The organism is Dyadobacter sp. CY345 (assembly GCF_021502725.1).
In the GTDB taxonomy this organism is placed as follows: Bacteria; Bacteroidota; Bacteroidia; order Cytophagales; family Spirosomataceae; genus Dyadobacter.
The window spans coordinates 342,914-364,238 of sequence record NZ_JAKFFS010000001.1 but is presented as its reverse complement, the minus strand read 5'-3'; the positions used below and the strand labels follow the sequence as shown (position 1 = coordinate 364,238).

The 21,325-nt window shown below is 41.2% G+C and carries 21 protein-coding genes; 7 read left to right on the top strand and 14 right to left on the bottom strand.

The genetic code is table 11. From position 1 onward, the window contains the following. The first annotated feature begins 22 nt into the window (after positions 1 to 22). From L0657_RS01675 to L0657_RS01665, 3 genes are all read left to right on the top strand, one after another. Complete coding sequence (locus L0657_RS01675; RefSeq protein WP_235148663.1) at positions 23 to 3,469, top strand: DUF1080 domain-containing protein; 3,447 nt, start codon at positions 23 to 25, stop codon at positions 3,467 to 3,469. Between the two features lie 145 nt (positions 3,470 to 3,614). Then, positions 3,615 to 4,442: an ATP/GTP-binding protein gene (locus tag L0657_RS01670; RefSeq protein ID WP_235148662.1), complete on the top strand. Its 828-nt coding sequence runs from the start codon at positions 3,615 to 3,617 to the stop codon at positions 4,440 to 4,442. 45 nt (positions 4,443 to 4,487) lie between these two features. Further along, complete coding sequence (locus L0657_RS01665; protein ID WP_235148661.1) at positions 4,488 to 5,009, top strand: RNA-binding protein; 522 nt, start codon at positions 4,488 to 4,490, stop codon at positions 5,007 to 5,009. A gap of 194 nt (positions 5,010 to 5,203) precedes the next feature. On the opposite strand, the gene L0657_RS01660 is transcribed toward L0657_RS01665, so the two are convergent. The 7 genes from L0657_RS01660 to L0657_RS01630 all read right to left on the bottom strand — a co-directional run bounded on the left by L0657_RS01660 (position 5,204) and on the right by L0657_RS01630 (position 11,803). Further along, complete coding sequence (locus L0657_RS01660; RefSeq protein WP_235148660.1) at positions 5,204 to 6,394, bottom strand: nucleoside permease; 1,191 nt, start codon at positions 6,392 to 6,394, stop codon at positions 5,204 to 5,206. A 53-nt stretch (positions 6,395 to 6,447) separates the two neighbouring features. Next, a complete protein-coding gene (mutS, locus tag L0657_RS01655) occupies positions 6,448 to 9,069 on the bottom strand; it encodes a DNA mismatch repair protein MutS (protein ID WP_235148659.1) in 2,622 nt (873 codons plus the stop codon). 95 nt (positions 9,070 to 9,164) lie between these two features. Beyond that, positions 9,165 to 9,761, bottom strand: coding sequence for a pseudouridine synthase (locus L0657_RS01650; RefSeq protein WP_255717727.1), 597 nt, complete (start codon positions 9,759 to 9,761; stop codon positions 9,165 to 9,167). A 36-nt stretch (positions 9,762 to 9,797) separates the two neighbouring features. Beyond that, on the bottom strand, positions 9,798 to 10,169 hold the full coding sequence (locus L0657_RS01645; protein ID WP_310588270.1) for a Uma2 family endonuclease: 372 nt from the start codon (positions 10,167 to 10,169) through the stop codon (positions 9,798 to 9,800). Positions 10,170 to 10,222: 53 nt separating this feature from the next. Next, positions 10,223 to 10,399: a hypothetical protein gene (locus tag L0657_RS01640; protein WP_235148656.1), complete on the bottom strand. Its 177-nt coding sequence runs from the start codon at positions 10,397 to 10,399 to the stop codon at positions 10,223 to 10,225. Then, complete coding sequence (locus tag L0657_RS01635) at positions 10,392 to 11,156, bottom strand: exodeoxyribonuclease III (protein ID WP_235148655.1); 765 nt, start codon at positions 11,154 to 11,156, stop codon at positions 10,392 to 10,394. Before L0657_RS01635 ends, L0657_RS01640 begins: the two co-directional genes overlap by 8 nt. A 5-nt stretch (positions 11,157 to 11,161) precedes the next feature. After that, positions 11,162 to 11,803: a hypothetical protein gene (locus tag L0657_RS01630; RefSeq protein WP_235148654.1), complete on the bottom strand. Its 642-nt coding sequence runs from the start codon at positions 11,801 to 11,803 to the stop codon at positions 11,162 to 11,164. A 376-nt stretch (positions 11,804 to 12,179) separates the two neighbouring features. Here L0657_RS01630 and L0657_RS01625 point away from each other — a divergent pair, with 376 nt between their 5' ends. Next, positions 12,180 to 12,680, top strand: coding sequence for a DUF4494 domain-containing protein (locus L0657_RS01625; protein WP_235150412.1), 501 nt, complete (start codon positions 12,180 to 12,182; stop codon positions 12,678 to 12,680). A gap of 12 nt (positions 12,681 to 12,692) precedes the next feature. Here the strand turns inward: L0657_RS01625 and L0657_RS01620 are convergent, their stop codons facing one another. Then, positions 12,693 to 13,427, bottom strand: a complete 735-nt coding sequence (locus L0657_RS01620; protein ID WP_235148653.1) for a hypothetical protein — start codon at positions 13,425 to 13,427, stop codon at positions 12,693 to 12,695. 57 nt (positions 13,428 to 13,484) lie between these two features. Continuing rightward, a complete protein-coding gene (locus tag L0657_RS01615) occupies positions 13,485 to 14,855 on the bottom strand; it encodes an OmpA family protein (RefSeq protein ID WP_235148652.1) in 1,371 nt (456 codons plus the stop codon). A gap of 167 nt (positions 14,856 to 15,022) precedes the next feature. Here L0657_RS01615 and L0657_RS01610 point away from each other — a divergent pair, with 167 nt between their 5' ends. Further along, positions 15,023 to 15,832, top strand: a complete 810-nt coding sequence (locus L0657_RS01610) for a UDP-2,3-diacylglucosamine diphosphatase (RefSeq protein ID WP_235148651.1) — start codon at positions 15,023 to 15,025, stop codon at positions 15,830 to 15,832. 9 nt (positions 15,833 to 15,841) lie between these two features. Here the strand turns inward: L0657_RS01610 and L0657_RS01605 are convergent, their stop codons facing one another. The 5 genes from L0657_RS01605 to L0657_RS01585 form a co-directional block, all read right to left on the bottom strand. Further along, on the bottom strand, positions 15,842 to 16,573 hold the full coding sequence (locus L0657_RS01605) for a carboxypeptidase-like regulatory domain-containing protein (protein ID WP_235148650.1): 732 nt from the start codon (positions 16,571 to 16,573) through the stop codon (positions 15,842 to 15,844). Between the two features lie 144 nt (positions 16,574 to 16,717). Continuing rightward, positions 16,718 to 17,467: a carboxypeptidase-like regulatory domain-containing protein gene (locus L0657_RS01600; protein WP_235148649.1), complete on the bottom strand. Its 750-nt coding sequence runs from the start codon at positions 17,465 to 17,467 to the stop codon at positions 16,718 to 16,720. 183 nt (positions 17,468 to 17,650) lie between these two features. Continuing rightward, positions 17,651 to 18,484 carry a phosphatidate cytidylyltransferase gene (locus L0657_RS01595; RefSeq protein WP_090339491.1) on the bottom strand — a complete coding sequence of 278 codons (834 nt, stop codon included), beginning with the start codon at positions 18,482 to 18,484 and terminating at the stop codon, positions 17,651 to 17,653. Further along, positions 18,456 to 18,677, bottom strand: a complete 222-nt coding sequence (locus L0657_RS01590) for a DUF2007 domain-containing protein (RefSeq protein WP_235148648.1) — start codon at positions 18,675 to 18,677, stop codon at positions 18,456 to 18,458. Before L0657_RS01590 ends, L0657_RS01595 begins: the two co-directional genes overlap by 29 nt. A gap of 58 nt (positions 18,678 to 18,735) precedes the next feature. After that, the gene (locus L0657_RS01585; protein WP_235148647.1) at positions 18,736 to 19,689 is read right to left on the bottom strand and encodes a CPBP family intramembrane glutamic endopeptidase; all 954 of its coding nucleotides are present in this window, start codon (positions 19,687 to 19,689) and stop codon (positions 18,736 to 18,738) included. Positions 19,690 to 19,810: 121 nt separating this feature from the next. Between L0657_RS01585 and dusB the strand changes: the two genes are divergently transcribed. Together dusB and L0657_RS01575 are read left to right on the top strand one after the other, a co-directional pair. Beyond that, positions 19,811 to 20,800, top strand: coding sequence for a tRNA dihydrouridine synthase DusB (gene dusB / locus L0657_RS01580; RefSeq protein ID WP_235148646.1), 990 nt, complete (start codon positions 19,811 to 19,813; stop codon positions 20,798 to 20,800). Further along, positions 20,794 to 21,321, top strand: coding sequence for a biotin/lipoyl-containing protein (locus L0657_RS01575; protein ID WP_235148645.1), 528 nt, complete (start codon positions 20,794 to 20,796; stop codon positions 21,319 to 21,321). Before dusB ends, L0657_RS01575 begins: the two co-directional genes overlap by 7 nt. The last annotated feature ends 4 nt before the right edge of the window (positions 21,322 to 21,325 follow it).

Sequence of the window (21,325 nt, the reverse complement as noted above, 5' to 3'; positions counted from 1 at the left end):
TTTCATTCATTTAAAATAAATCATGAAAAAAATTATATATGCGCTGCTCGCAACCGGTATGTTGAATACGGGTGCAATGGCTCAGCTTGATAAAAACAGAACAACATCAACCCGGATTGCAGATTTATTAGCGCAACTTCCGGCTGATAATGCTTTACAATTGAAGAAAAGCATGGACGAACTGGCTGAACTTGGAAAACCAGGTTTGGTCCAAATCGCGACGATGCTTGCCGCGCCAGGAAAAGGTGACGACAGCAAAGTGCAGTATGCTTTGGGTGGTTTTACTTATTATTCTGCCCAGGCTGGAAAAGAGGCCTTGCGCAAAACAGCGGCTGATGCCTATGTGGAAGCACTGTCAAAAGTAGAGGCGCCGGAAAGCAAGCAATTTCTAATTTATCAGTTGCAGACAATTGGTAAAGATGAAGCAGTGCCTACGCTGGCAACTTTCCTGACTGACGAAAAATTATCAGGACCGGCGGCAAGAACGCTGGCAAGAATAGGATCAGAAACAGCTGGAAAAGCGTTGCTGCAAAGTTTAGCCAGCGCAAAAGGTAATCCTCAGATTTCAATTACCGAGGCATTGGGTGGAAGTCTCTACGAGGAAGCTGCCCCGGCGATTGAAAAAACGGCGGTTAGTGATGATTTAAATCTTCGTAAAGTAAGTTTGTTTGCACTTTCTGAAATCGGTGTTCCTTCATCGGAGGCGATTTTGGCAGCTGCGGCAAACAAGGCAAATTACTTGTACGATGAAGCTAACTCGACCGCTGTGTATCTAAACTATTTGTCACGTTTGTCTTTAACAGGCAATGCACCGATTGCTGACAAGGCCGCGCTTTCGCTTATCAATTCATTGGTTGATATTAAACAAACCAATACCCGTTCTGCTGCTTTGAAAATTTATGCAGACAGCAAAAAACGTGAAAGTGTTCCGGTGTTGGTGAAGGCTATGGAAAGTACCGATCCGGAATATCGTGCAGCAGCTTTGAAACTTGGTCAGAAATATACCATGGCGGATGGAACAACGCCCTGGCTTAATGCGATGAAAAAAGCGAAACCGGAAGTTCAGGCTGAAATTATTTATATGCTCGGCCGTGCTGAATCCAAAGATGCGTTGCCAGCCATTACCAAATCACTGGCTTCGAAAGATGCAAAAGTGAAAATGGCTGCAATCTGGTCTGCCGGAAAAATTGGTGGGGAAAGCAGCCTGCCTGCTCTGATTCCGATCTTGAAAAAAGGTACCGCTGCCGAAATCCAGGCTGTAAAAAATACGCTTCTTACTTTAAAGGGAAATACTGTTGTTGATCAGCTTGCTACGGCATTGCCAGCTTTGCCGGTCACGGCGCAGCCAGCTGTCATTGATGTATTGGCGGCTAGAGCGGCAAGTTCAAAAATGAATGTAGTCACTGCGCTCCTGAACAATGCTAATCCGCAAGTCAACACAGCAGCATTCAATGCCTTGAAATCATTGGCGACATCTAACGATCTTCCTCTCTTATTTACATTTTTAAATTCTGTAAACAGTACGGAAGAAATTGCAGCGGTTCAGAAAGGGATTATTACAGGCGTTAAAGGTTCTGGAAATGCAATGGCACAAAGTGATGTTATACTAAAACAAATAACCGCTTCTCCTGCTGACAAACAATCGCGATATCTTGCAGTACTAGTAAGTATTGGTGGAAATAAGGCTTTAAGTTCTGTTGTTTCCTCTTATAATTCAGGGGATGCTGTTTCGAAAAAGGCAGCCATATCCGCGCTTTCAAACTGGACAGATGCCAGTGCGGCCAATGAACTTTTGGCCATAGCTAAAAAGTCAGCTGATGCGGAAGATTTCAATCTTGCGCTGACGGGTTACGTTGCAGGTGTTTCCAAATCGACAAAAACACCGGTTAACAAAGTTCTGATGCTTCACAATGCCATGGACATTGCAAAAACGGATGCTCAAAAAGAATTGATCTTGAAAGAGCTCGTAAGGTATAAAACTTTTAATGCGCTGCTTCTCGCCGGAAAATATCTGGACGAATCAGGTGCTGTCCAACAGGCATCTGCGATGGCCGTCATGAATATCGCCCTGGCAAATAAAAATTTCACAGGGGAAGACGTTCGTTCTTTGTTGACAAAAACATCTTCGGTACTGAAAGGACAGGATGCTGAATACCAAAAAGAATCGATCCGTAAGCACTTAGCTGAAATGCCTGCCGGTGAGGGTTTCGTATCCCTTTTCAATGGAAAAGACTTGACGGGCTGGAAAGGTTTGGTGGAAAATCCGATCGCTCGTGGAAAAATGAGTGCTGATTCTCTGGCTTTCAAACAGAAAAAAGCAGATGAAGTGATGAAAACCGGTTGGGCAGCGAAAAACGGGGAACTTGTATTTTCTGGTCATGGCGATAACCTGTGTACGGTAAAACAATACGGTGATTTTGAAATGTATGTAGATTGGAAAATTGAGTCGAAAGGTGATGCGGGAATTTATCTTCGCGGAACTCCTCAGGTTCAAATCTGGGATACTTCACGTGTAGAAGTTGGCGCGCAGGTAGGTTCGGGCGGTTTGTATAACAACGCAAAAAATCCTAAAAACCCAACCAAACTGGCAGATAACGCGATTGGTGACTGGAATAATTTTCACATTACCATGATTGGCGACAGAGTAACTGTTGAGTTGAACGGCGAACGCGTGGTTGATAATGTAATTCTTGAAAATTACTGGGATCGTAACTTACCGATTTTTGTAAAAGAACAACTGGAATTACAGGCGCACGGAAACATTGTTTATTACCGCGATATTTTTGTTCGTGAAATACCTCGTCCTGAACCTTTTGTACTTTCCGATGAAGAGAAGAAAGAAGGTTACAAAGTTTTGTTTGATGGTACCAATATGCACGAATGGACTGGAAATACCACGGATTACACCAGCCAAAACGGGGAAATGGTTTTGGATCCAAAAGGTGGTGGAAAGGGTAATTTGTATTCAAAAGATCAATACAGCGACTTCATTTTCCGTTTCGAGTTCCAGCTTACGCCGGGTGCAAACAACGGGTTGGGAATTCGTACACCGATGGAAGGTGATGCTGCCTATGTCGGTACGGAAATCCAGATTTTGGATAATGATGCAGACATCTATAAAAATCTGAAAGAGTATCAGTATCATGGTTCGGCTTACGGAATTATTCCTGCAAAACGTGGTTACCTGAAACCGCTTGGTGAATGGAATTACGAAGAAATTTATTTAAAAGGCTCGAAAATTAAAGTGACTTTAAACGGAACAGTTATCACTGAGGGTGACCTTGCGGAAGCCAGTAAAAATGGTACCGCCGACCACCGTGATCATCCGGGACTAAAAAACACTTCGGGTTATATCGGATTTCTTGGGCACGGTTCTCCTGTTAAGTTCAGAAACATCCGTATCAAAGATTTAGCAAAAACTGCCGAAGAGCCTGTTGCAGGTAAGAAAAAAGCAAAAAAGAAAAAGTGATATACTTTTGAAGAAAATTTAAAAAAGTCCGGTCGCTTCCGTCCGGACTTTTTTATTGTTTTTTTATTTAGTTTTGGTATAACAATTTTATGATATACTGGTATCAATCCTTAATTTAAATAAAAAGCAAATTCTGCAAAAGTATATGAAAACCAAGAACATTCTATTCGCAGCAGTATTATCTGCCACCGCATTGGCTACTCAGGGGCAAAGCTCGTTAACAGAAATCTGGGCAACGGAAGCAACAATTCCGGTTCCAGAATCTGTATTTTATAGTGCCAGTGACAAAATGTTGTATGTGGCTCAAATTGATGGAAAAGCTGGTGAGAAAGATGGCAAAGGTGCGATTGGAAAAGTTGGACTTGATGGAAAAATAGTCAATTTGAATTGGGTGACAGGTCTGCATGCGCCCAAAGGGATGGGCAAACTCGGTTCAAAATTTTATGTGGCCGACGTGACTGACATCGTCGAAATTGATTTTAAAACTGGTAAAATCTTAAAAAAATATCCGGTAGAAGGATCAAAATTCCTGAATGATCTGACAATTGATTCCAAAGGAAATATTTACGTGTCAGATTCAGATCTGCATAAAGTGCATTTGTTGAAAGACGGAGTTGTTTCTACTTACTATGAAACACTGACCCGTCCGAATGGTTTGCTTGCAGTTGGTTCAGACTTGCTGATTTTGGATAGCGGCGCGCTGATCAGACTGGACGCTAACAAAAAACCAACAACCATAGTTGACGGACTGGAAAAAAGTACGGACGGCATTGAACAGGTAAAACCGGGAGAATACATCGTGTCTTGCTGGGCTGGTGCAGTCTATTATGTTAAAGAAGGATCGAAAGAATTGATTCTTGATACAAGACCTCAAACCAGCAATACAGCAGATATTGGATACGATTTGGTTAAAAAGATTGTCTATGTCCCAACATTTTTCAAAAATAGTGTAGTAGCATATCAGTTAAAATAAATATATTTAACAGAACAAAACAAAATTAAAAAAACAGGCATTTCTATGGACATTTTTGTTGGGAGTCTTTCTTTTAAGTTAAAAGAAAGCGAGTTGCGTGAAGCTTTTGAGAAATTTGGTGAAGTAAGCTCCGCAAAAATTATTATTGACAAAATTACACGTCAAAGCAAGGGGTTTGGGTTTGTAGAAATGCCTGATGAGGAACAGGCTAAACTAGCCATAAGTGAGTTGAATGGGGTCGAAATGTACGGCAGACCATTAGTAGTTAACGAATCGCAGAAAAAAGAAAGAACCCCGGGAGATCAGCCAAGACCAAGTAGTGGTGGAAGTGGAAGCAGCGGCGGCGGCAGCACAAGTGGAAGTGACAGAAGTGCAAATTTCGGAAGAAACAAGCCAGCCGGTGGAGGTTATAGCGGTGGTGGAAACAGCGGTGGTGGTTACGGAGGAGGAAGCGGCGGATATGGTGGAAAACCAAAATCTGACTACGGGCGTGGCGGAAGAGACGGAGACTATAAAAAAGGTGGCGGATCGAAAAGAGGTGATTCGAGAGACAGAGACGATTGGTAAGAAATTGTTGATTTAAAATTGACGAAAAATATAAATAATCGAAAAAAGTCATCAGGTTTCCAACTTGATGACTTTTTTGTTGTAAAAACTACAAATTAAATTAGAGCAATCAATTCGGAACAGACAAAAAGGCCGCAAATAAAACTTTGCGACCTTCACTTTTTAAACTTTTCTGCTTTGCGTAAAACCTGAAATCAACTCTCAGCCTTCACCTTATTATCCTTAAAGAACAAGACAAATAAAACGAGAACCACTGCAGCAATACCTGCCGGAACCATCCAGATGCTTGTCCAGTCTTTAACACCATTTACCGTGTAAGTATCTGCGACAATACCCGCGATCCATGAACCAATGCCCATACCAATACCATAAGTCGCGATGGTAATAAGTCCCTGAGCCGACGAACGATATTTTTCCCCTGCTTTGCTATCCGTATAAATCTGACCAGTTACGAAGAAAAAGTCATAACAAACACCATGAAGAATAATGGCCATGTAAAGTAACCATTCACTGCTCGCGTCACCATAACCAAATCCGATGAAACGGACGATCCAGGCAATTAGTCCAACGACCAACATCCATTTAACACCAAACTTGCGGAAAGCCAGGGGAATAAGCAACATGAAAACTACTTCCGAAGCCTGTCCGAGCGACATTTTGTTTTCAACATTTGTCATACCTGAATCAGTCAAAGACGGGTTTGCCATGGCATAATAAAATGACAATGGAATACAGATCAACAAAGAAGAAACAAAGAAAATGGCGAAAGAACGGTCCTTGAAAAGTTTGAAAGCATCAAGGCCTAAAATATCAGAAAATGACGTGCTTGTGTTCGGTTTTGGAGGCGTGTTTGGAAGGAAAAAAGAATAAACACCAAGCACTGCCGAAGCCACCATCGAGATTTTGAAAATCATAACGCTGTCTCCAAACCCGTAATATCCGATAATATTTGAAACAACGATCCAGGCAACCGTTCCCATAACACGAATGGTTGGGAAATCTTTTTCAGTATCCTGAACATGTTGCATGGCGATTGAAGTTGTCAAAGCCATCGTTGGAGCAAATGTGACACAATATGCCAAAATCACCCAAAAAAATGTATCTGCGTCCTTAATTCCTGTAATCACGTACAATAACGCTGCACCCGCCAGGCTTAAAATACCGAGAACTTTCTGTGCAGCGAAATAACGATCCGCAATCATGCCGACAAAAAATGGGGCAATGATCATCGCAATTGAAAAAGCGGCATATGCTCCACCCACTTGTACGCCCGTCGCACCCAACTCATTAAACATGTACTTACTCATCTGGCCATACCACGAGCCCCATATAAAATAGAGCAGGAACATCATGGCCATCAATTGATAACGCGTCAAATTTTTCATAAAAAAGATTAGGAGTTTATTAAATAAAAAGGTCGCAGCTTACGCCGCCTGTACTATTTTTTCTGAATCATTTTCTGAAACTCATTTAATTTCAGAAGCGCTTCAATCGGTGATAACGTATTCACATCGATCAGAGACAAGCTTTCTTTTAGTTGTTCGAGCCTTGGATCTGTCGGTTCAAAAATGCTTAACTGGAAATTATTTTTTGGCATCTCCTTGATCTTTTTGGTGTGCTTTTCGGCTACATGATCTTTTTCAAGGTGATGCATAATCTCACTTGCGCGTAACACTATCGGCTGAGGCATTCCGGCAATCTGTGCCACATGGATACCAAAACTATGTGCGCTGCCTCCGGGTTTTAACTTGCGAAGAAAAATCACTTTGTTATCAACTTCCTTTACGGCAACATTGAAGTTTTTGATGCGCGGAAAATCGTCAGCGAGCTGATTTAATTCGTGATAATGTGTTGCAAAAAGTGTTTTAGGTTTTACCAAAGGCTGGTTATGCAAATATTCCGTAATTGCCCAGGCTATGGAAACGCCGTCATAAGTGCTCGTACCCCTACCAATCTCGTCCATAAGTACAAGACTCCGGTCACTTAAATTATTCAGGATACTAGCTGTTTCCGTCATTTCGACCATGAATGTACTTTCTCCACGGCTCAGGTTATCGCTGGCTCCTACCCTCGTGAATATTTTGTCAACAATGCCGATCGTTGCCGCTTTCGCAGGAACATAACAGCCCATTTGCGCCATCAGAACGATTAAAGCAGTTTGACGAAGCAAGGCCGATTTACCTGCCATGTTAGGGCCAGTAATGATAATAATCTGCTGCGTTTCATTATCCAGATACACATCATTTGGGACGTAACTCTCACCCAAAGGCAATTGCTGTTCGATTACCGCATGACGGCCGTCTTTTATTTCCAGGATTTTTTCGTCATTAATAACCGGTTTTACATAATTATTCTTCTTCGCAATTGAAGCGAAAGAGCCAAGTGCATCAAGGGAGGAAATGACGATAGCATTTTGCTGAATTGTGCCAACATATTCAGCAGCAGTTAAAATCAAAGCTGAGAAAATCCGAAATTCAATGGCTGAAATTTTGTCCTCAGCGTTAAGAATTTTCTCTTCATATTCCTTTAATTCCGGCGTGATATAACGTTCACAGTTAACAAGCGTCTGCTTGCGTATCCATTCTTCGGGAACTTTATTTTTATGTGAATTGGTAACTTCGAGATAATAGCCAAAAACCCGGTTATACGCGATTTTCAAAGACGGAATTCCAGTACGCTCCATTTCCTCATTTTGAAGTTTCAAAAGGAAACCTTTTCCTTCACGGGAAATTGCGTGTAATTCATCCAGTTCAGCATCAATACCACTTTTAATCATTCCACCCTGGTTGATCAGCAGCGGCGCATCTTCTCTCAACTCCTTTTCAATTTTATCAATCAAAAACGTGCAAAGATTTAGCTGATCTGCATACTTGCTCAACACGGCATAACTGGTATGGGTCGAAGCAATTTTACCCAATATTTCTTTGATCGGACCAATTTGTTTCAATGATTTTTTCAGCTGAACCATCTCGCGAGGACTAATCCGCCGAACCGCCACCTTTGAAATCAATCGTTCCAGATCTCCGATCTGTTTGAGATGCTGTGTTATAGACTCATGCAATTCGTCGTTTTGAAGAAAAAACTCAACCGTATCAAGTCGCTCATCGATTGGCAATTTTTCTTTTAATGGTAAAACAACCCAACGCCTTAGCAACCTCGCCCCCATTGGTGTAACCGTCTGATCCAGAATCTGAATCAACGGAACGCCGCCTTCCTGCTGCGGAAAAACAAGTTCAAGATTCCTGACTGTGAAACGATCAAGCCAGACATATTTTTCCTCTTCCAGCCTGGTCACACGGCTAATATGGCTTACTTCCTTATGCTCTGTTTCTTTTAAATAGTGAAGAATTACGCCGGCTGCAATGATACCGAGTGTCAGGTTTTCAATACCATAACCTTTCAAGGTCGTTGTATTGAAATGCGTGGTTAGCTGTTCATAGCCGTAATCATATCCAAAACACCAGTCTTCCAGTTGGAAAGTATGAAATTTACCACCGAAAAGCTGGTTAAATTCCTGTTTATGTTTCTTACAAAACAAAACCTCAGACGGCGTAAAACCTTGCAGCATTTTGTCCACATAGGCAGCATTGCCTTGTGCAGTCATAAATTCTCCGGTGGAAATATCCAGGAAAGCAATTCCATACGAATCGTCAGAACCCACATGAACGGCAGCCAGATAATTATTTCTGCGTGTATCCAGTACATTATCATTCATGGAAACACCAGGCGTAACCAATTCGGTAACGCCGCGTTTTACAATTCCCTTAGCTGTTGAAGGATCTTCAAGCTGGTCGCAAATGGCAACACGCTCTCCAGCCCGAACCAGTTTTGGAAGATAATTATCTAACGAATGATGTGGAAAACCAGCAAGTTCTTCATGCGCTCCACCGTTATTTCGGCGCGTCAATACGATGCCAAGAATTTTGGATGCACGAATTGCATCTTCTCCGAATGTTTCGTAAAAATCGCCAACCCGAAACAGAAGTAATGCGCCGGGATACTTGGCTTTTATCTGATTATACTGTTTGTTAAGCGGAGTTTCTTTTTGTTCCTTTGCCAACTAATAATGATTTTGAAAACAGGATAACTACAAAATTAACCCTTCTATCCGGTTTGGCAAGTCCCGATAGTTGTTTTATCAAGTAAGTTTTCAGCTCAAAGTGTGAGGGCCCGGACTTCCTTTTCCGTAACTTCCCATACGTCCCCTGGTTTAGCTCCTCCACCTTCAAAATCTGCTAATGAAATTTTCCCGATTGCCCAGCGGACTAGACGTAAAGTTGGAAATCCGACAGCAGCCGTCATCCGGCGAACCTGACGATTTTTACCTTCATGCAGCGTAATGGATACCCAGGAAGTTGGAATGTTCTTTCTAAAACGAATGGGTGGATTACGCTCAGGCAAAGTTGGTTCATCAACGGGTGAAGCGGATGCAGGCAAAGTCAGATAAGACTTCCCATTGATCGAAATTTTTACTCCGTCTGCTAATTCTAAACAAGCATTTTCTGTTATCTCACCTTCCACCTGAACATAATAAGTCCGTTTGTGGCGATTTCTTGGTTCAAGCAATTTTGTTTTGAGGTAATTATCATTGGTCAGTAAAAGCAGACCTTCACTGTCAGCATCCAGACGCCCAACCGGATAAATATCTTTTGGAAAAATAAAATCCAGATCGGCTAATGTGGCATGTTCGCCTTCACGACTAAACTGTGAAAGCATTCCGAACGGTTTGTAAATGAGGAAGTAACGAAACAAATTTTCTGATAATTACGAACAATATCTGTCCAAATTTTAATTGATAAGCGATTCAAGGTCGAGTACAAAACCCGGCAGTACTGGGTCGCCTGATAGTTTTACTTTGAGAGAATCTATAAAAGTGACACCTCCGTCTGAATTATAAATATAAACCGATGAATTTATATAATCAATCAGCCATCCCAACTGAGCACCACATTCGATATACTCTTTCATCTTTTCGTGAACATAAGCAGCCTCCTCTGGCAATGAAAGAATTTCTAGAATAAAGTCTGGACAAATTGGTGCAAACACCTCCTTTTCATCGTTATTAAGCGCTTGCCATCTTTCGTTTTGAATCCAGGAAATGTCGGGAGAGCGCACAGATTTATTCGGTAACGTAAAACCCGTTGACGATCCGAAAAGAATCCCTTTTCTGGTTCGATTATTTTACGCTGCTAACTTTGCACTTATATCAGCATTTAACCAACCAAAATAAGAACCCCGGAAAGGAGAAAAACAATATCTCCCTCAGAATTTCTCTCTAATTCCAACGCGTCATTAATTTGGCAGAACGTGAAGAACTTGTCTTCATCCATCAAACTTCCCATTTTGAGAATAAACGGCGTTGAAATATCCATTTCTCTTATCTTATTCAATTTCCAGCCAAACCGGACAATGATCTGAATGCACAGCATCATTAAACTGCCGGCTCCCGACGATCCTGTCTTTGAGTGTGTCCGCGACGGAAATATAGTCGATGCGCCAGCCTTTGTTATTGGCTCGTGCTCCTGAGCGATACGTCCACCAGGAATATTCTTTCAGATCCGGATTTTTGAATCTGAATGCATCAGTGTATCCGCTGCCAAACCATTTCGTCATCCATTCTCTTTCTTCCGGCAAGAAACCTGACGATTTTTTATTTCCCTTCGGATCATGAATGTCATTTTCTGTATGCGCAATATTATAGTCGCCGCAGATTATCAGATTGGGTCTGGCAATACGTAGCATATCAACCCAATTATTAAAATCTTCAAGAAAACTCATTTTTACGCCCTGACGAATTTCTCCGCTGGTTCCTGATGGAAAATAACAGTTAAGCAAAGTAATGTTCCCGAAATCCGCGCGGATAATTCTTCCTTCATTATCATAAACCGGTAAGTTTAGACCAACAGATACCAGATCCGGTTTGATTTTGGAAAATATTGCGACACCACTATATCCTTTTTTCTCAGCAGCATGCCAACCAATCAGCTCGTAACCCAACGCAGTGAATCCTGAAAGGTCAACAACGTCAGGCGTAGCCTTCACTTCCTGAAAACAAAGTATATCAAACGATTTGTCTTTCAGCCATTCCAACAAGCCATTTTTCAAGGCCGCCCGAATTCCGTTAAGGTTGTAAGTGAGAATTTGCATGCCTGTTATTTTTCTTTATTGATGCCCAAAATCATATCACTTGTAACATCCTGGTCAAAAGTTATGTAACCTGGATAATTGATTTGTTTTCCGGCCAGGTCCAAAGTTGGTTTTACTTTCAAAGTAAGTTTTGTCGGTTTGGATCCTGATTTGCCTGATAATGCTAAAATCATATTGATAAATTCGTCTCTGGTTGCATCATTCGTCAACAACTTATAAACATTGGCGCTTAACTTCACCGGCACGCGAGTACTTCCTGAACCCGGATAAACTTCAATTTTCTGATTTAAAAATCCGTTAAAAATTTCTGTGTCCGTAAGCAAAACTTTGTACTCCATCTGATTAATAGCAGCTTTTTTGCGGGTCGGATTATTGATATCCAGATTGACACGCAGATCAAGCGGCACATCTTTCCGCAAAAGTGCAAGTCCAAGTCGTGGGTAGCGGGCCATATCCAAATCGCCCATACTTTTAATATTTTTAAATTCACGAACGTCGATTCCAGCAAGATATACGCTATCCGCAGACGCAATTTTGTATTTACAATCTCCAAAAGCTTTCGCCTCAGAAACCTGACGACTTACACCACAGCTCGTGAACAGTCCAACCGTAGCCAAAATCGCGATAACCCAAATTTGTTTTTTCATTGTGTGTTTAAAATTTTTCTTGCAAGATAAACAGTAGCAACTACAACGCGCATACCTGCGCTGCATTATTCTTTTGTTACGACTTTTTTGATTAAATGCTTATTCAGGGATTTTCGACTGATAAACTGCTGACAAGCTAATAAATCTTGAAACCTTCCTTACCCGTCAGATGGCGAAAAAGCCATCAGACCGGCGGCTCCGTCCGACGGTTTTTTCTACCGTCGGACGGATAAAAAACACAACTCAAACGCAGAACCAATCGCAACCATACCAGCACCAACCCATTATACTTTTGAGAAAAATCTTGTTGCATGCCTTGGTTCAAGCGCATACCTTTGCAAACTTTTACAACTACTTTTATTCAAAACAGACTACAATGGCAAGCTGGTATTTAGGCAAAATACGTTACCAAAAGGAAGACGAAGCAGGAAGTCTTAAAACAATAAATGAAACATATCTGGTCGATGCGGTATCCTACACAGAATCGGAAGCCAGGCTTTACAAACAGATCGTTACCGGCGCCAGTGATTTCAGCGTAATGGCTATTTCGAAAATGCGTCTGGCAGATTTGTTTTCTTATGAAGACGGAGAAAAGTGGTTTAAAGCCAAAGTGGTTTACTTTTCAGTAGACGAAAAAAGTGGAAAAGAGAAAAAGGTGGTGAATTATATGCTGGTCAACGCAGATGGAATTGATCAGGCGTTGCAGCGTATTACAGAAAGTTTGCGCACAATGCTTATCCCTTACGAAACAACAGACATAAATCTGACACCAATTCTTGATGTATTCCCCTATCAGGCAGAAGAGGAAGAAGTTGAAATCCCTGCAAATTTACGCCCCCTTTCCGAAGTAATGGCGGAAAGAGAGGCGGTACAATAGTCTTCAATGAGCCTAATCCCCTACTTTTACCTCCGGATAACCGCGGGTAACTGCCAGAAAAGGATTAGGCTCATAACTTTTCAGTTTGAGCTCAACATCTTTTGAATTCATTTCAGTCAGTAACTGACGAGCTCCAAAAATGTGGGTAAAGTCGAATGATACTGGTAAGCTGGCAATGTTTTCGATCAGTTCAAAACCATATAAAGGATAAATTCCAAACGGCGTTGTCGTCAGCCACAGTTTATCTTTTTCTTCCGACCTGGCATAAGACAATTCATATTCTGTGCTCTCCCAGCCGAAATCTTTTCTCTTATTTCCTGTCGGCAGACAATACGTATTGAAATCTTCCTTTTGCTGGGTAACCGTCTCTGCATCTGGCTTGACTTCCTCCACTTTTTCAACGATCTTCATCTTCTTCCCGGCTTCATCACTTCCACAATAAATGTATTTCCCATCCTGGAAAGCGATAATAAAATCGAAGTTTTTACCGGTTTCGCCATAACTGTTTTCTTTTTTAAAACACATGGTCCCGGTTACCGGATCAATGTAAATCACAACTTCACCTTCTTTCTTTTCCGCCTTATTCTTGTAAGAATAGGTCAAGGCGTGCGTAAAATAGTACTGGCCTTTTTCCGGTTTCCATTGTGAAGCCCTGGACAATGCCGGTTTTTTAGGCGCTTGTGCCATTGCAAGACTTCCCGTGCACAAAAAAGCAAAAATCAGATATAAGGATATTTTTCTAAGCATAACAATTATTATTAATGCCTGCAATCTAAAAAGAGACTGCCGAAAAACATAATCCCTTTACAATTTGACAAACTCCACACGGCGGTTATTAGCCTTCCCTTCCGGCGTTGTATTTGGAGTAGCAGGCTGGCTTTCGCCTTTTCCGTCTGTTTCCAAACGTGATTTATCAATTCCGAAATCTTTCGATAGTGCCTCTTTTACAGATTCCGAGCGTTTTTGAGATAAAGACAAATTGGCAACGTCATCACCATCTGCGTCAGTATGACCTATAATTTTTACTTTGACGGCAGAATTTTCAGTCAATACGTTTGAAATATCTTTTAGCACCCCGAAAGATTCCGGCTTGATCGTTGCTGAATTTACATCAAACAATATCCCGGTTGTTGAAAATTTCCCTTCGGTAATCAGTTTGCTTCGTGTATCTGGCGCTCCAACTGCCAGTCTTAAATTTGAAATGTAAAACCGGTCTTCTTCCCTGTGATATCCCTGATTACTGAAAGCAATAAAGTTGTAATTCGTCGCAGGATTGAATGCTCTTGGCAGATCCCAAACTTTGAAATCATCAACATATAAACGTAACCTTGTTTTCTGACGCCAGATGGAAACCTTTACAACATTGTGATCAGGAATACGAAACGCAGGAATATTTTTGTCATTTTTCATGATGGATTCCGCCTGATTTTCAAAAATATCAAACGAAGCAGAACCCTGGTTACCGCCCGCCCCACTCGGATGAAGGCCCAATTCTAGACCTTTTGCTTTGTTTCCATCATACCATTTCCAGTTCGAAAAAGTTTTAGCAGGATCAGCCAGTTCAGCAATGACGGTTCGAAGCGATCCTGAATAAAAACTAAACTCGGAAGTGGTTGCAAGGTTAAATTCCAGTGTAAAATTTTCAGGCAACTGCTTTACAAATTCGGGATAAAATACACCCTCAGGACCAAGCATCAACCATTTTCCTTCTGTCCCGGCAATTGTCACAACTTCTCCTGACGAATTGGTATTCCACTTTGCAGGAAAATCACCAATTGCATCCTGCGAAAAATCTTCCACTGCAACCACTTTTTCTCCTGGAATAAAATCGAATTTACTGTATGATATTAGTGTAGGTTTTCCTGAGGTAACTGACGTGTTACTATTGGATTCCGACGGGGTATTGTCAGCATCGCTGGTTTTTGTTTTATCAGCAGACTCCACTTTTTTAGAATTTGTCTCCTCATTTGCCTTTTTATCCTTTTTCTTAAATAGACTTCCAATTCCTTCTTCAACTTTATCAAATCCTTTGTCGACTGCCTGATCTACTTTCCGGTTTGCACGGTTCTCGGCTTGTCTTTCAACTACTCTTGAAGGCTGGTTGATACGAATCTGTGATTTTGATATCAATGCACAACAAGTCAAAACAACCAAAATTGATATTTTTTTATACATGATATTCAACAGTTTAAAATTGAGGCGCAAATCTTTACTTTGAAAATTACAAAATATCTCTGTTTAATTCTAGACGAAATGAGTTATCGGTATATCCATATTCCCAAGTGATCTGTCGTGCCATTTACGCGGAAGATTGTAAATTGCAGCGCATTTTTAAACGTCGCATGAATTTCAATTTCGAAACCAAATCTGTCTCCTTACGCGAGGGCCATCGTATCTATTTTTCGTCAGATTTCCACCTTGGCGTTCCTTCTGTCGAAAAGAGCAGAGACCGGGAAAGATTAATTGTAAAATGGCTTGAATCTATCGAACACGATGCTCAGATCATCTTCCTCGTTGGCGACATTTTCGATTTTTGGTTTGAATACGGGCATGTGGTTCCAAAAGGTTTTACCAGACTTTTGGGAAAACTTGCACAATTATCAGATCGCGGCATTGAGTTGATTCTTTTCACCGGTAACCATGATATGTGGATGTTTGGGTATCTGAAAGATGAAATTGGTGCAACAATCTACCGTAATCCTGTCAATTTTGAAATCACTGATTATTATGGGAACAAAAAATCAGTTCTGGTTGGACATGGCGATGGTTTGGGGCCCGGCGACCATGTGTACAAAATCCTGAAACGAATATTTGAGAATAAATTTTTCCAGGGCGTATTTAGGTTCGTTCATCCGGATGTAGGTATCTGGATTGCCAACGAATGGTCAAAACGAAGCAGAATCGCGAATATTAATAAGGGTGAGGAAAAGTTTATGGGCGAGGATTACGAATGGTTGCTCGTGTATTGCAAAGAAGTGGAAAAAGAGCAACATCATGATTATTACATTTTCGGGCACCGCCATCTGATGCTGGATCTTACTGTAAACGAGGGGAGCAGATATATTAATTTAGGGGAGTGGGTGACTAAGCAAGCGCATCAGGCTTATGCCGCTTTTGACGGTAAAATTATGGAATTGAATCAATTTAAATAGACCCTAACTTTAAGGTTTTCCGAACGCATCATTTTTGAACACATCCTGTTTGTTGATGCTTTCCATCGGAGAATCATTCAGTTCTTTTCGCCATTCTTTTGGTTTTAAATCACCGTTTTTGACTGACTTAATAAATTTTGCCCAGGCAAAAGGATTCAGGAATTGAAAGGTCGGCGCAAAGTTTTTTCCAGCAGCCGACTCCCGTCCAAACAGCTGCTGATCCATCGTATTACGGTAATTAGTCTGCGCATTATTAGGAACCTGTGCTGCCATCTTTTTAATATATTCAGCATCGGTACTTTTTGCCAGCGCATCCCGGTCTGCCTGATCTGGCAATTTCATGGCTAAAAGTGCTCTTTTAAAATCTTCTTCTGATGAATAAGGATAGATTTTAACTTCAGAAAGCATCATTACATCTTCGTGCAAAGAAATAATGGCGGAGTAAGTCCCCGCGTTGTAGCTTCTTGGAATTACCTGATATTGTTTTTTATAGCCAACATAACTATACACAATACTATCGCCGGGAAATACATTGATCGTAAACGAACCGTCATTTCCGGCTAACCTGCCTGTTCCGGCTTTGGGAATAAATATATAAGCTCCCGGCAAGCGGACCGTCGTTTTTTCTCCTACCACAACACCTGTAAAAACAATAGCTTTTTGCTCTCCCTGCGCGTACAGATTGTGCGCAGCCACAACACAGATTAAAATGAAGAAATATTTTAAGACCCAGTTTTTCATTTTTTCTGTTTGCTGGTTATAATCTGATTTTCGGTAGACAGGACTTTTCTTCAAACTTAATCAATCTATATTCGAAAAACCGATAACAAAAAAATCCAGCCCTGCCAAGGATGGATTTTAAGATTTTTTTAACAAATTTCAGAATTATTTCTCTTCCTTCTTCGGGTTTTCAAATTCTTCATTTTTCTTCAAAATATCCTGACGGGTAATACTTTCCCGGGGCGCATTGTTCAATTCCTTACGCCAATCTTTTTGTTTTAAATCACCATTTTTAACCGACTTGATAAAATTCGCCCAGGCAAATGGATTCAGGAATGGAAATGTAGTTGCAAACCCTTTTCCAGCGGCTGATTCACGGCCAAAAAGCTGCTGATCCATCGTATAACGATAATTCGTTTGTGCATTATTAGGAACCTGAGCCGCCATACGATTGATATAGTCTGGATCGGTACTTCGGGCCAAGGCATCACGATCTGCCTGATCAGGAAGTTTAAGTGCTAAAAAGGCTTTCTTGAAATCTTCTTCAGTTGCGTAGGGATAAATTTTAACTTCTGAAAGCATTGTCACATCCTCACGCATGGCCACGATGGCAGAGTACGTATCCGCATTATAATTTCTCGGAATTACATGATACTGCTTCTTATAACCTACGTAACTATATACTATACTATCACCGGGGAATACAGGAATCGTAAAATCGCCTCTACCATCCGCCAAAGTACCTTTTCCAGCCTTAGGGATAAAAATATAAGCACCGGGCAATCTTTCTGTACTCTTACTCCCTACTACGGTACCATTAAAAATGATCGCTTTTTGCTCTCCCTGCGCATAAAGTTCTTGTCCAAAGAGCACGCTTGCCAGGATCGCAAAATATATTAAAAATCTTTTCTTCATTCTTTCAAATCGTTAGTCAGCACTAAACTCTAAAATTAAAATGCTGCAAAGGGTTAGTATTGATTAAATCAACTTCAAAATATTTATAAAATTCCGTACAACTAAATCTGTAAAAAAGCGTACCCCCAAGTCAAAAACGTATGAAAACAGAAAGCATTGCTTCAATTCAGATTTATCTCAGACTTAGGAAAACAATTTTAAAAACGTTACGATAAAAGGCGCTGATAGCAACAATCCGTCGAAACGGTCCAAAAATCCACCATGCCCGGGAATACTGTTTCCAGAATCTTTAATAGCGATACTCCGCTTAAAAAGCGATTCGACCAGGTCGCCGTAGGTACCAACCACGACAATAATGGCACCGATACAATACCACTTCCATGGTTCGAAGGTACGGAAATAATGCCCCAGGACAAATGCGATTACCGCCGCAAATGCCGCGCTTCCCATAGCGCCTTCCCATGATTTTTTGGGAGAAATTCGCTCAAACAGTTTCCTTTTCCCAAATTTAGTACCGGCAAAATAACCACCGATGTCTGAGGCCCAAAGTAAAAGCAAACTACCCAATACAATCTCATAATTGTAAACACCGCCACGCATGGCCATTACTATGATTAATGAAAAAGGCAGCGCAACGTAAATTATCCCTAAAAAAGTAAAACCAATATTTGTAAAGGGTTTCAGATCATTCTTTTTGTAAAGTTTAATAAAAAAGATCATCGACAGTAAAGGACTGATAATGAAATAATTTTCAAACGAAACTAGGTCCTGTTCAATAAGGTACGCCAATAACATCATAACTGTGCCACAGAAGGTACCATAATATGTCAAAGGCTGGTTTCCGTCGAGACCTAATAACTTGTAAAATTCAAGCTGGGTCAGCGAACTGATTGTACAAAACAACAATAAAAAACTCCACTCACTGTAAAGGATACAGCCAAGAATTATTACAAATCCAATGAGCCCGGTGATTGTCCGCTGTTGTAGATTACTCAGATTCTGTAAGGGAGTCTTCATTCGCTAAGATGGTTTGAGCCTGAACAAAATCTGTCATGGGAACATGTACCTCGCATGCTCCAAAAATCGGATAACTGCTATCCTGCTTGTTGACAATGACAGCAGCAATTCCGTTTTGCTCCAATATTTCTCTGGCAATTTCCGCCCGGATCATCTGTCTGGTAGTATATACCTTTCCCCAATTTTCGTCCATAAAGTTATTCCCTGCAAGTTCTATGCCTTCGCCTGTGTATTGATTAATTGTGATAAATTTAAACCAAAGATTTTTCTTTGGATCCCGATTTTCTGATTTCGAATAGAATAGCAGTTGTCAGGACAATAGAAGCTAAAATCGCCGTCATCGGCATTACCTTAACTTCTTCAATATTGGTATCCAAAACTTTGATGTTATATAAAAACATCATAACCAGAACAAATCCGTTGTTTACAAAATGTGCTAAAATCGCCACTGAAAGCCGTCCTGACCAATAATATAAATAGCCAAATAGCGCCCCCAGTATCATACGTGGCAAAAACCCGTAAAACTGAAAGTGAATGGCACTGAAAATCGCAGCCGAAACCCAGATTGCAATATGAACATTAGCCCAATGCTGTGCAAGTTTACGTTGTATAATCCCACGAAACAACACCTCTTCACCCAAAGCAGGTAGAAGTACAACGACAGTGAGGGCAACAATCAGCTGCCAGATTTCCTGATAGTTGGTCATAAATTGCGTGAGCATCGCATTCTGATCTTCCTTTTCCCGCATCCATTGTTCCAGCCCCGACCACGATTCGGGAAAAACCATATTGGAATTCCATTCTATGAACTGGCTGTTGATGGGTATAAAAGCCAGAACGACGACTGCCGCCAGAAACCATACGGTCGGCGCCGGCTTTCGTCTGAAATTAAAATCTTCGAGATCTTTTCGTTCCATATAAAACCAATACAGAAGCGAAGGAAAAAGGTAGGAGAAGAAGTGAACAGTTCCCTGCAAAACCATCATCGAGATCCATCCATTCGGAACATTTTCCGGCTCCGCAAACAGCGTCGTTAACAGTCCGGTAATACTTCCAGCATCAGAACCAGTTATCAAAGCAAGGATCAGAATTGCCAGTACATTCCCGACTGCCATCCCAATAAGCACGAAACCAATCAACACCAATAAACCTCCCAACGTACCGGGCACTCGTGTATGTACCAAATTTGAATAACTTTTAAGCATAATTGGTGTAAATTTACAGCTAATTATGAATTTAAAAATAACGAGTGACTGTTGAGAGATAAGAATCGTTTAATAACGACGTTTAAAAATCTGTTCCCAATCGAAACTTGGCCCATAATAAATGGTAAAAATAGGCAAAATAGAACTTGGCGATTTCCCGCTTCTGCTTGCTCCGATGGAGGACGTAAGCGATCCGCCATTTCGGGCTGTTTGCAAGGAAAATGGCGCGGATCTGATGTATACCGAATTTGTCTCGTCCGAGGGATTGATCCGGGATGCAGCTAAAAGTGTTCAGAAACTGGATATTTTCGAATATGAAAGACCAGTCGGAATCCAGCTTTTTGGCAGTGATGTAGAAACGATGGGCTCCTGTTCAGAAATCGCATCGAGAGTCAATCCCGATCTGATTGATATAAATTATGGTTGTCCTGTAAAACAGGTTGCCTGTCGTGGTGCGGGAGCTGCTTTGCTGCAAGATATCCCGAAAATGGTTCGGATGACGGATGCGGTTGTAAAATCAACACATTTGCCAGTTACTGTAAAAACCCGTCTGGGTTGGGATGAGAGTACTAAAAATGTTCAGGAAGTGGCTGAAAGGTTACAGGACATTGGCATTCAGGCCCTTTCTGTGCACGGGAGAACGCGTGTGCAAATGTATAAGGGCGAAGCCGACTGGACATTAATTGCTAAAATCAAAGACAATCCCAGAATCACCATTCCTATATTTGGAAACGGCGATGTCGATACTCCGGAAAAAGCGGTTGAATATAAAAACCGTTTTGGCGTAGATGGAATTATGATCGGAAGAGCGACAATCGGGAATCCTTGGATTTTTAACGAAATAAAACATTTTGTTAAAACCGGAGAGAAACTTGCCCCTCCTACCCTTTCGGAGCGCGTTGCCGTTTGCCGCCGACATTTAGAATTTTCAATCCGCTGGAAAGGCCCGATTGCAGGCGTGTTCGAGATGAGACGGCACTATACCAACTATTTTAAAGGACTTGAACATTTTAAACCCTTTCGCATGCGGCTGGTTCAAGGTATGACTTTCGAAGAACTTGATCAGATACTAAATGAAGTTGTTCATGAATTCAGCGAAGTAGTATGCTAAAAGTTAAAGTAGGCGGCAAAACCAATGATGACAGGGTCTCAGACCGGGTCTCTTTTGAAATAAAACAAAAAGCAGATCAATTGATAATCGGCGATAATATCTTTGACGGCGATGTGGTCAGGATTACCGAAAATTTATATCACGTAATCTGGAAAAACCGCTCTTTCAACGTTGAAGTTGTAGAATCAAATGTTGCTGAAAAAACTTTTAAACTCCTGATCAACGGGCAGCCTTACGAAACCTCTGTCAAAGATCAGTTTGATCTGCTGCTTGAAGGACTAGGTATGCAGGCTACGGCCGTCAAAAAAATAAACAACCTCAGAGCACCAATGCCCGGACTTATCCAGTCTATTGCTGTGGAGCCTGGCCAGGAAGTACGAAAAGGCGAAACCTTACTGGTTTTGGTAGCGATGAAAATGGAGAATATTATCAAGTCTTCCGGTGACGGCGTTGTGAAAACTTTAAAGATCATTCCAGGGGAAATTGTTGAAAAAAACCAGGTATTGATAGAGTTTCAATAAAATC

What these genes read in the sequence shown, in the direction of transcription:
- L0657_RS01575 (WP_235148645.1), top strand. Translation starts at nt 20,794, where the DNA reads ATGCTAAAAGTTAAAGTAGGCGGCAAAACCAATGATGACAGGGTCTCA.
- L0657_RS01595 (WP_090339491.1), bottom strand. Translation starts at nt 18,484, where the DNA reads ATGAAGACTCCCTTACAGAATCTGAGTAATCTACAACAGCGGACAATC.
- dusB (WP_235148646.1), top strand. Translation starts at nt 19,811, where the DNA reads ATGGTAAAAATAGGCAAAATAGAACTTGGCGATTTCCCGCTTCTGCTT.
- L0657_RS01610 (WP_235148651.1), top strand. Translation starts at nt 15,023, where the DNA reads ATGAATTTCAATTTCGAAACCAAATCTGTCTCCTTACGCGAGGGCCAT.
- L0657_RS01635 (WP_235148655.1), bottom strand. Translation starts at nt 11,156, where the DNA reads ATGCAAATTCTCACTTACAACCTTAACGGAATTCGGGCGGCCTTGAAA.
- L0657_RS01605 (WP_235148650.1), bottom strand. Translation starts at nt 16,573, where the DNA reads ATGAAAAACTGGGTCTTAAAATATTTCTTCATTTTAATCTGTGTTGTG.
- L0657_RS01670 (WP_235148662.1), top strand. Translation starts at nt 3,615, where the DNA reads ATGAAAACCAAGAACATTCTATTCGCAGCAGTATTATCTGCCACCGCA.
- L0657_RS01620 (WP_235148653.1), bottom strand. Translation starts at nt 13,427, where the DNA reads ATGCTTAGAAAAATATCCTTATATCTGATTTTTGCTTTTTTGTGCACG.
- L0657_RS01615 (WP_235148652.1), bottom strand. Translation starts at nt 14,855, where the DNA reads ATGTATAAAAAAATATCAATTTTGGTTGTTTTGACTTGTTGTGCATTG.
- L0657_RS01665 (WP_235148661.1), top strand. Translation starts at nt 4,488, where the DNA reads ATGGACATTTTTGTTGGGAGTCTTTCTTTTAAGTTAAAAGAAAGCGAG.
- L0657_RS01590 (WP_235148648.1), bottom strand. Translation starts at nt 18,677, where the DNA reads ATGGACGAAAATTGGGGAAAGGTATATACTACCAGACAGATGATCCGG.
- L0657_RS01625 (WP_235150412.1), top strand. Translation starts at nt 12,180, where the DNA reads ATGGCAAGCTGGTATTTAGGCAAAATACGTTACCAAAAGGAAGACGAA.
- L0657_RS01630 (WP_235148654.1), bottom strand. Translation starts at nt 11,803, where the DNA reads ATGAAAAAACAAATTTGGGTTATCGCGATTTTGGCTACGGTTGGACTG.
- L0657_RS01585 (WP_235148647.1), bottom strand. Translation starts at nt 19,689, where the DNA reads ATGCTTAAAAGTTATTCAAATTTGGTACATACACGAGTGCCCGGTACG.
- L0657_RS01600 (WP_235148649.1), bottom strand. Translation starts at nt 17,467, where the DNA reads ATGAAGAAAAGATTTTTAATATATTTTGCGATCCTGGCAAGCGTGCTC.
- L0657_RS01675 (WP_235148663.1), top strand. Translation starts at nt 23, where the DNA reads ATGAAAAAAATTATATATGCGCTGCTCGCAACCGGTATGTTGAATACG.
- L0657_RS01660 (WP_235148660.1), bottom strand. Translation starts at nt 6,394, where the DNA reads ATGAAAAATTTGACGCGTTATCAATTGATGGCCATGATGTTCCTGCTC.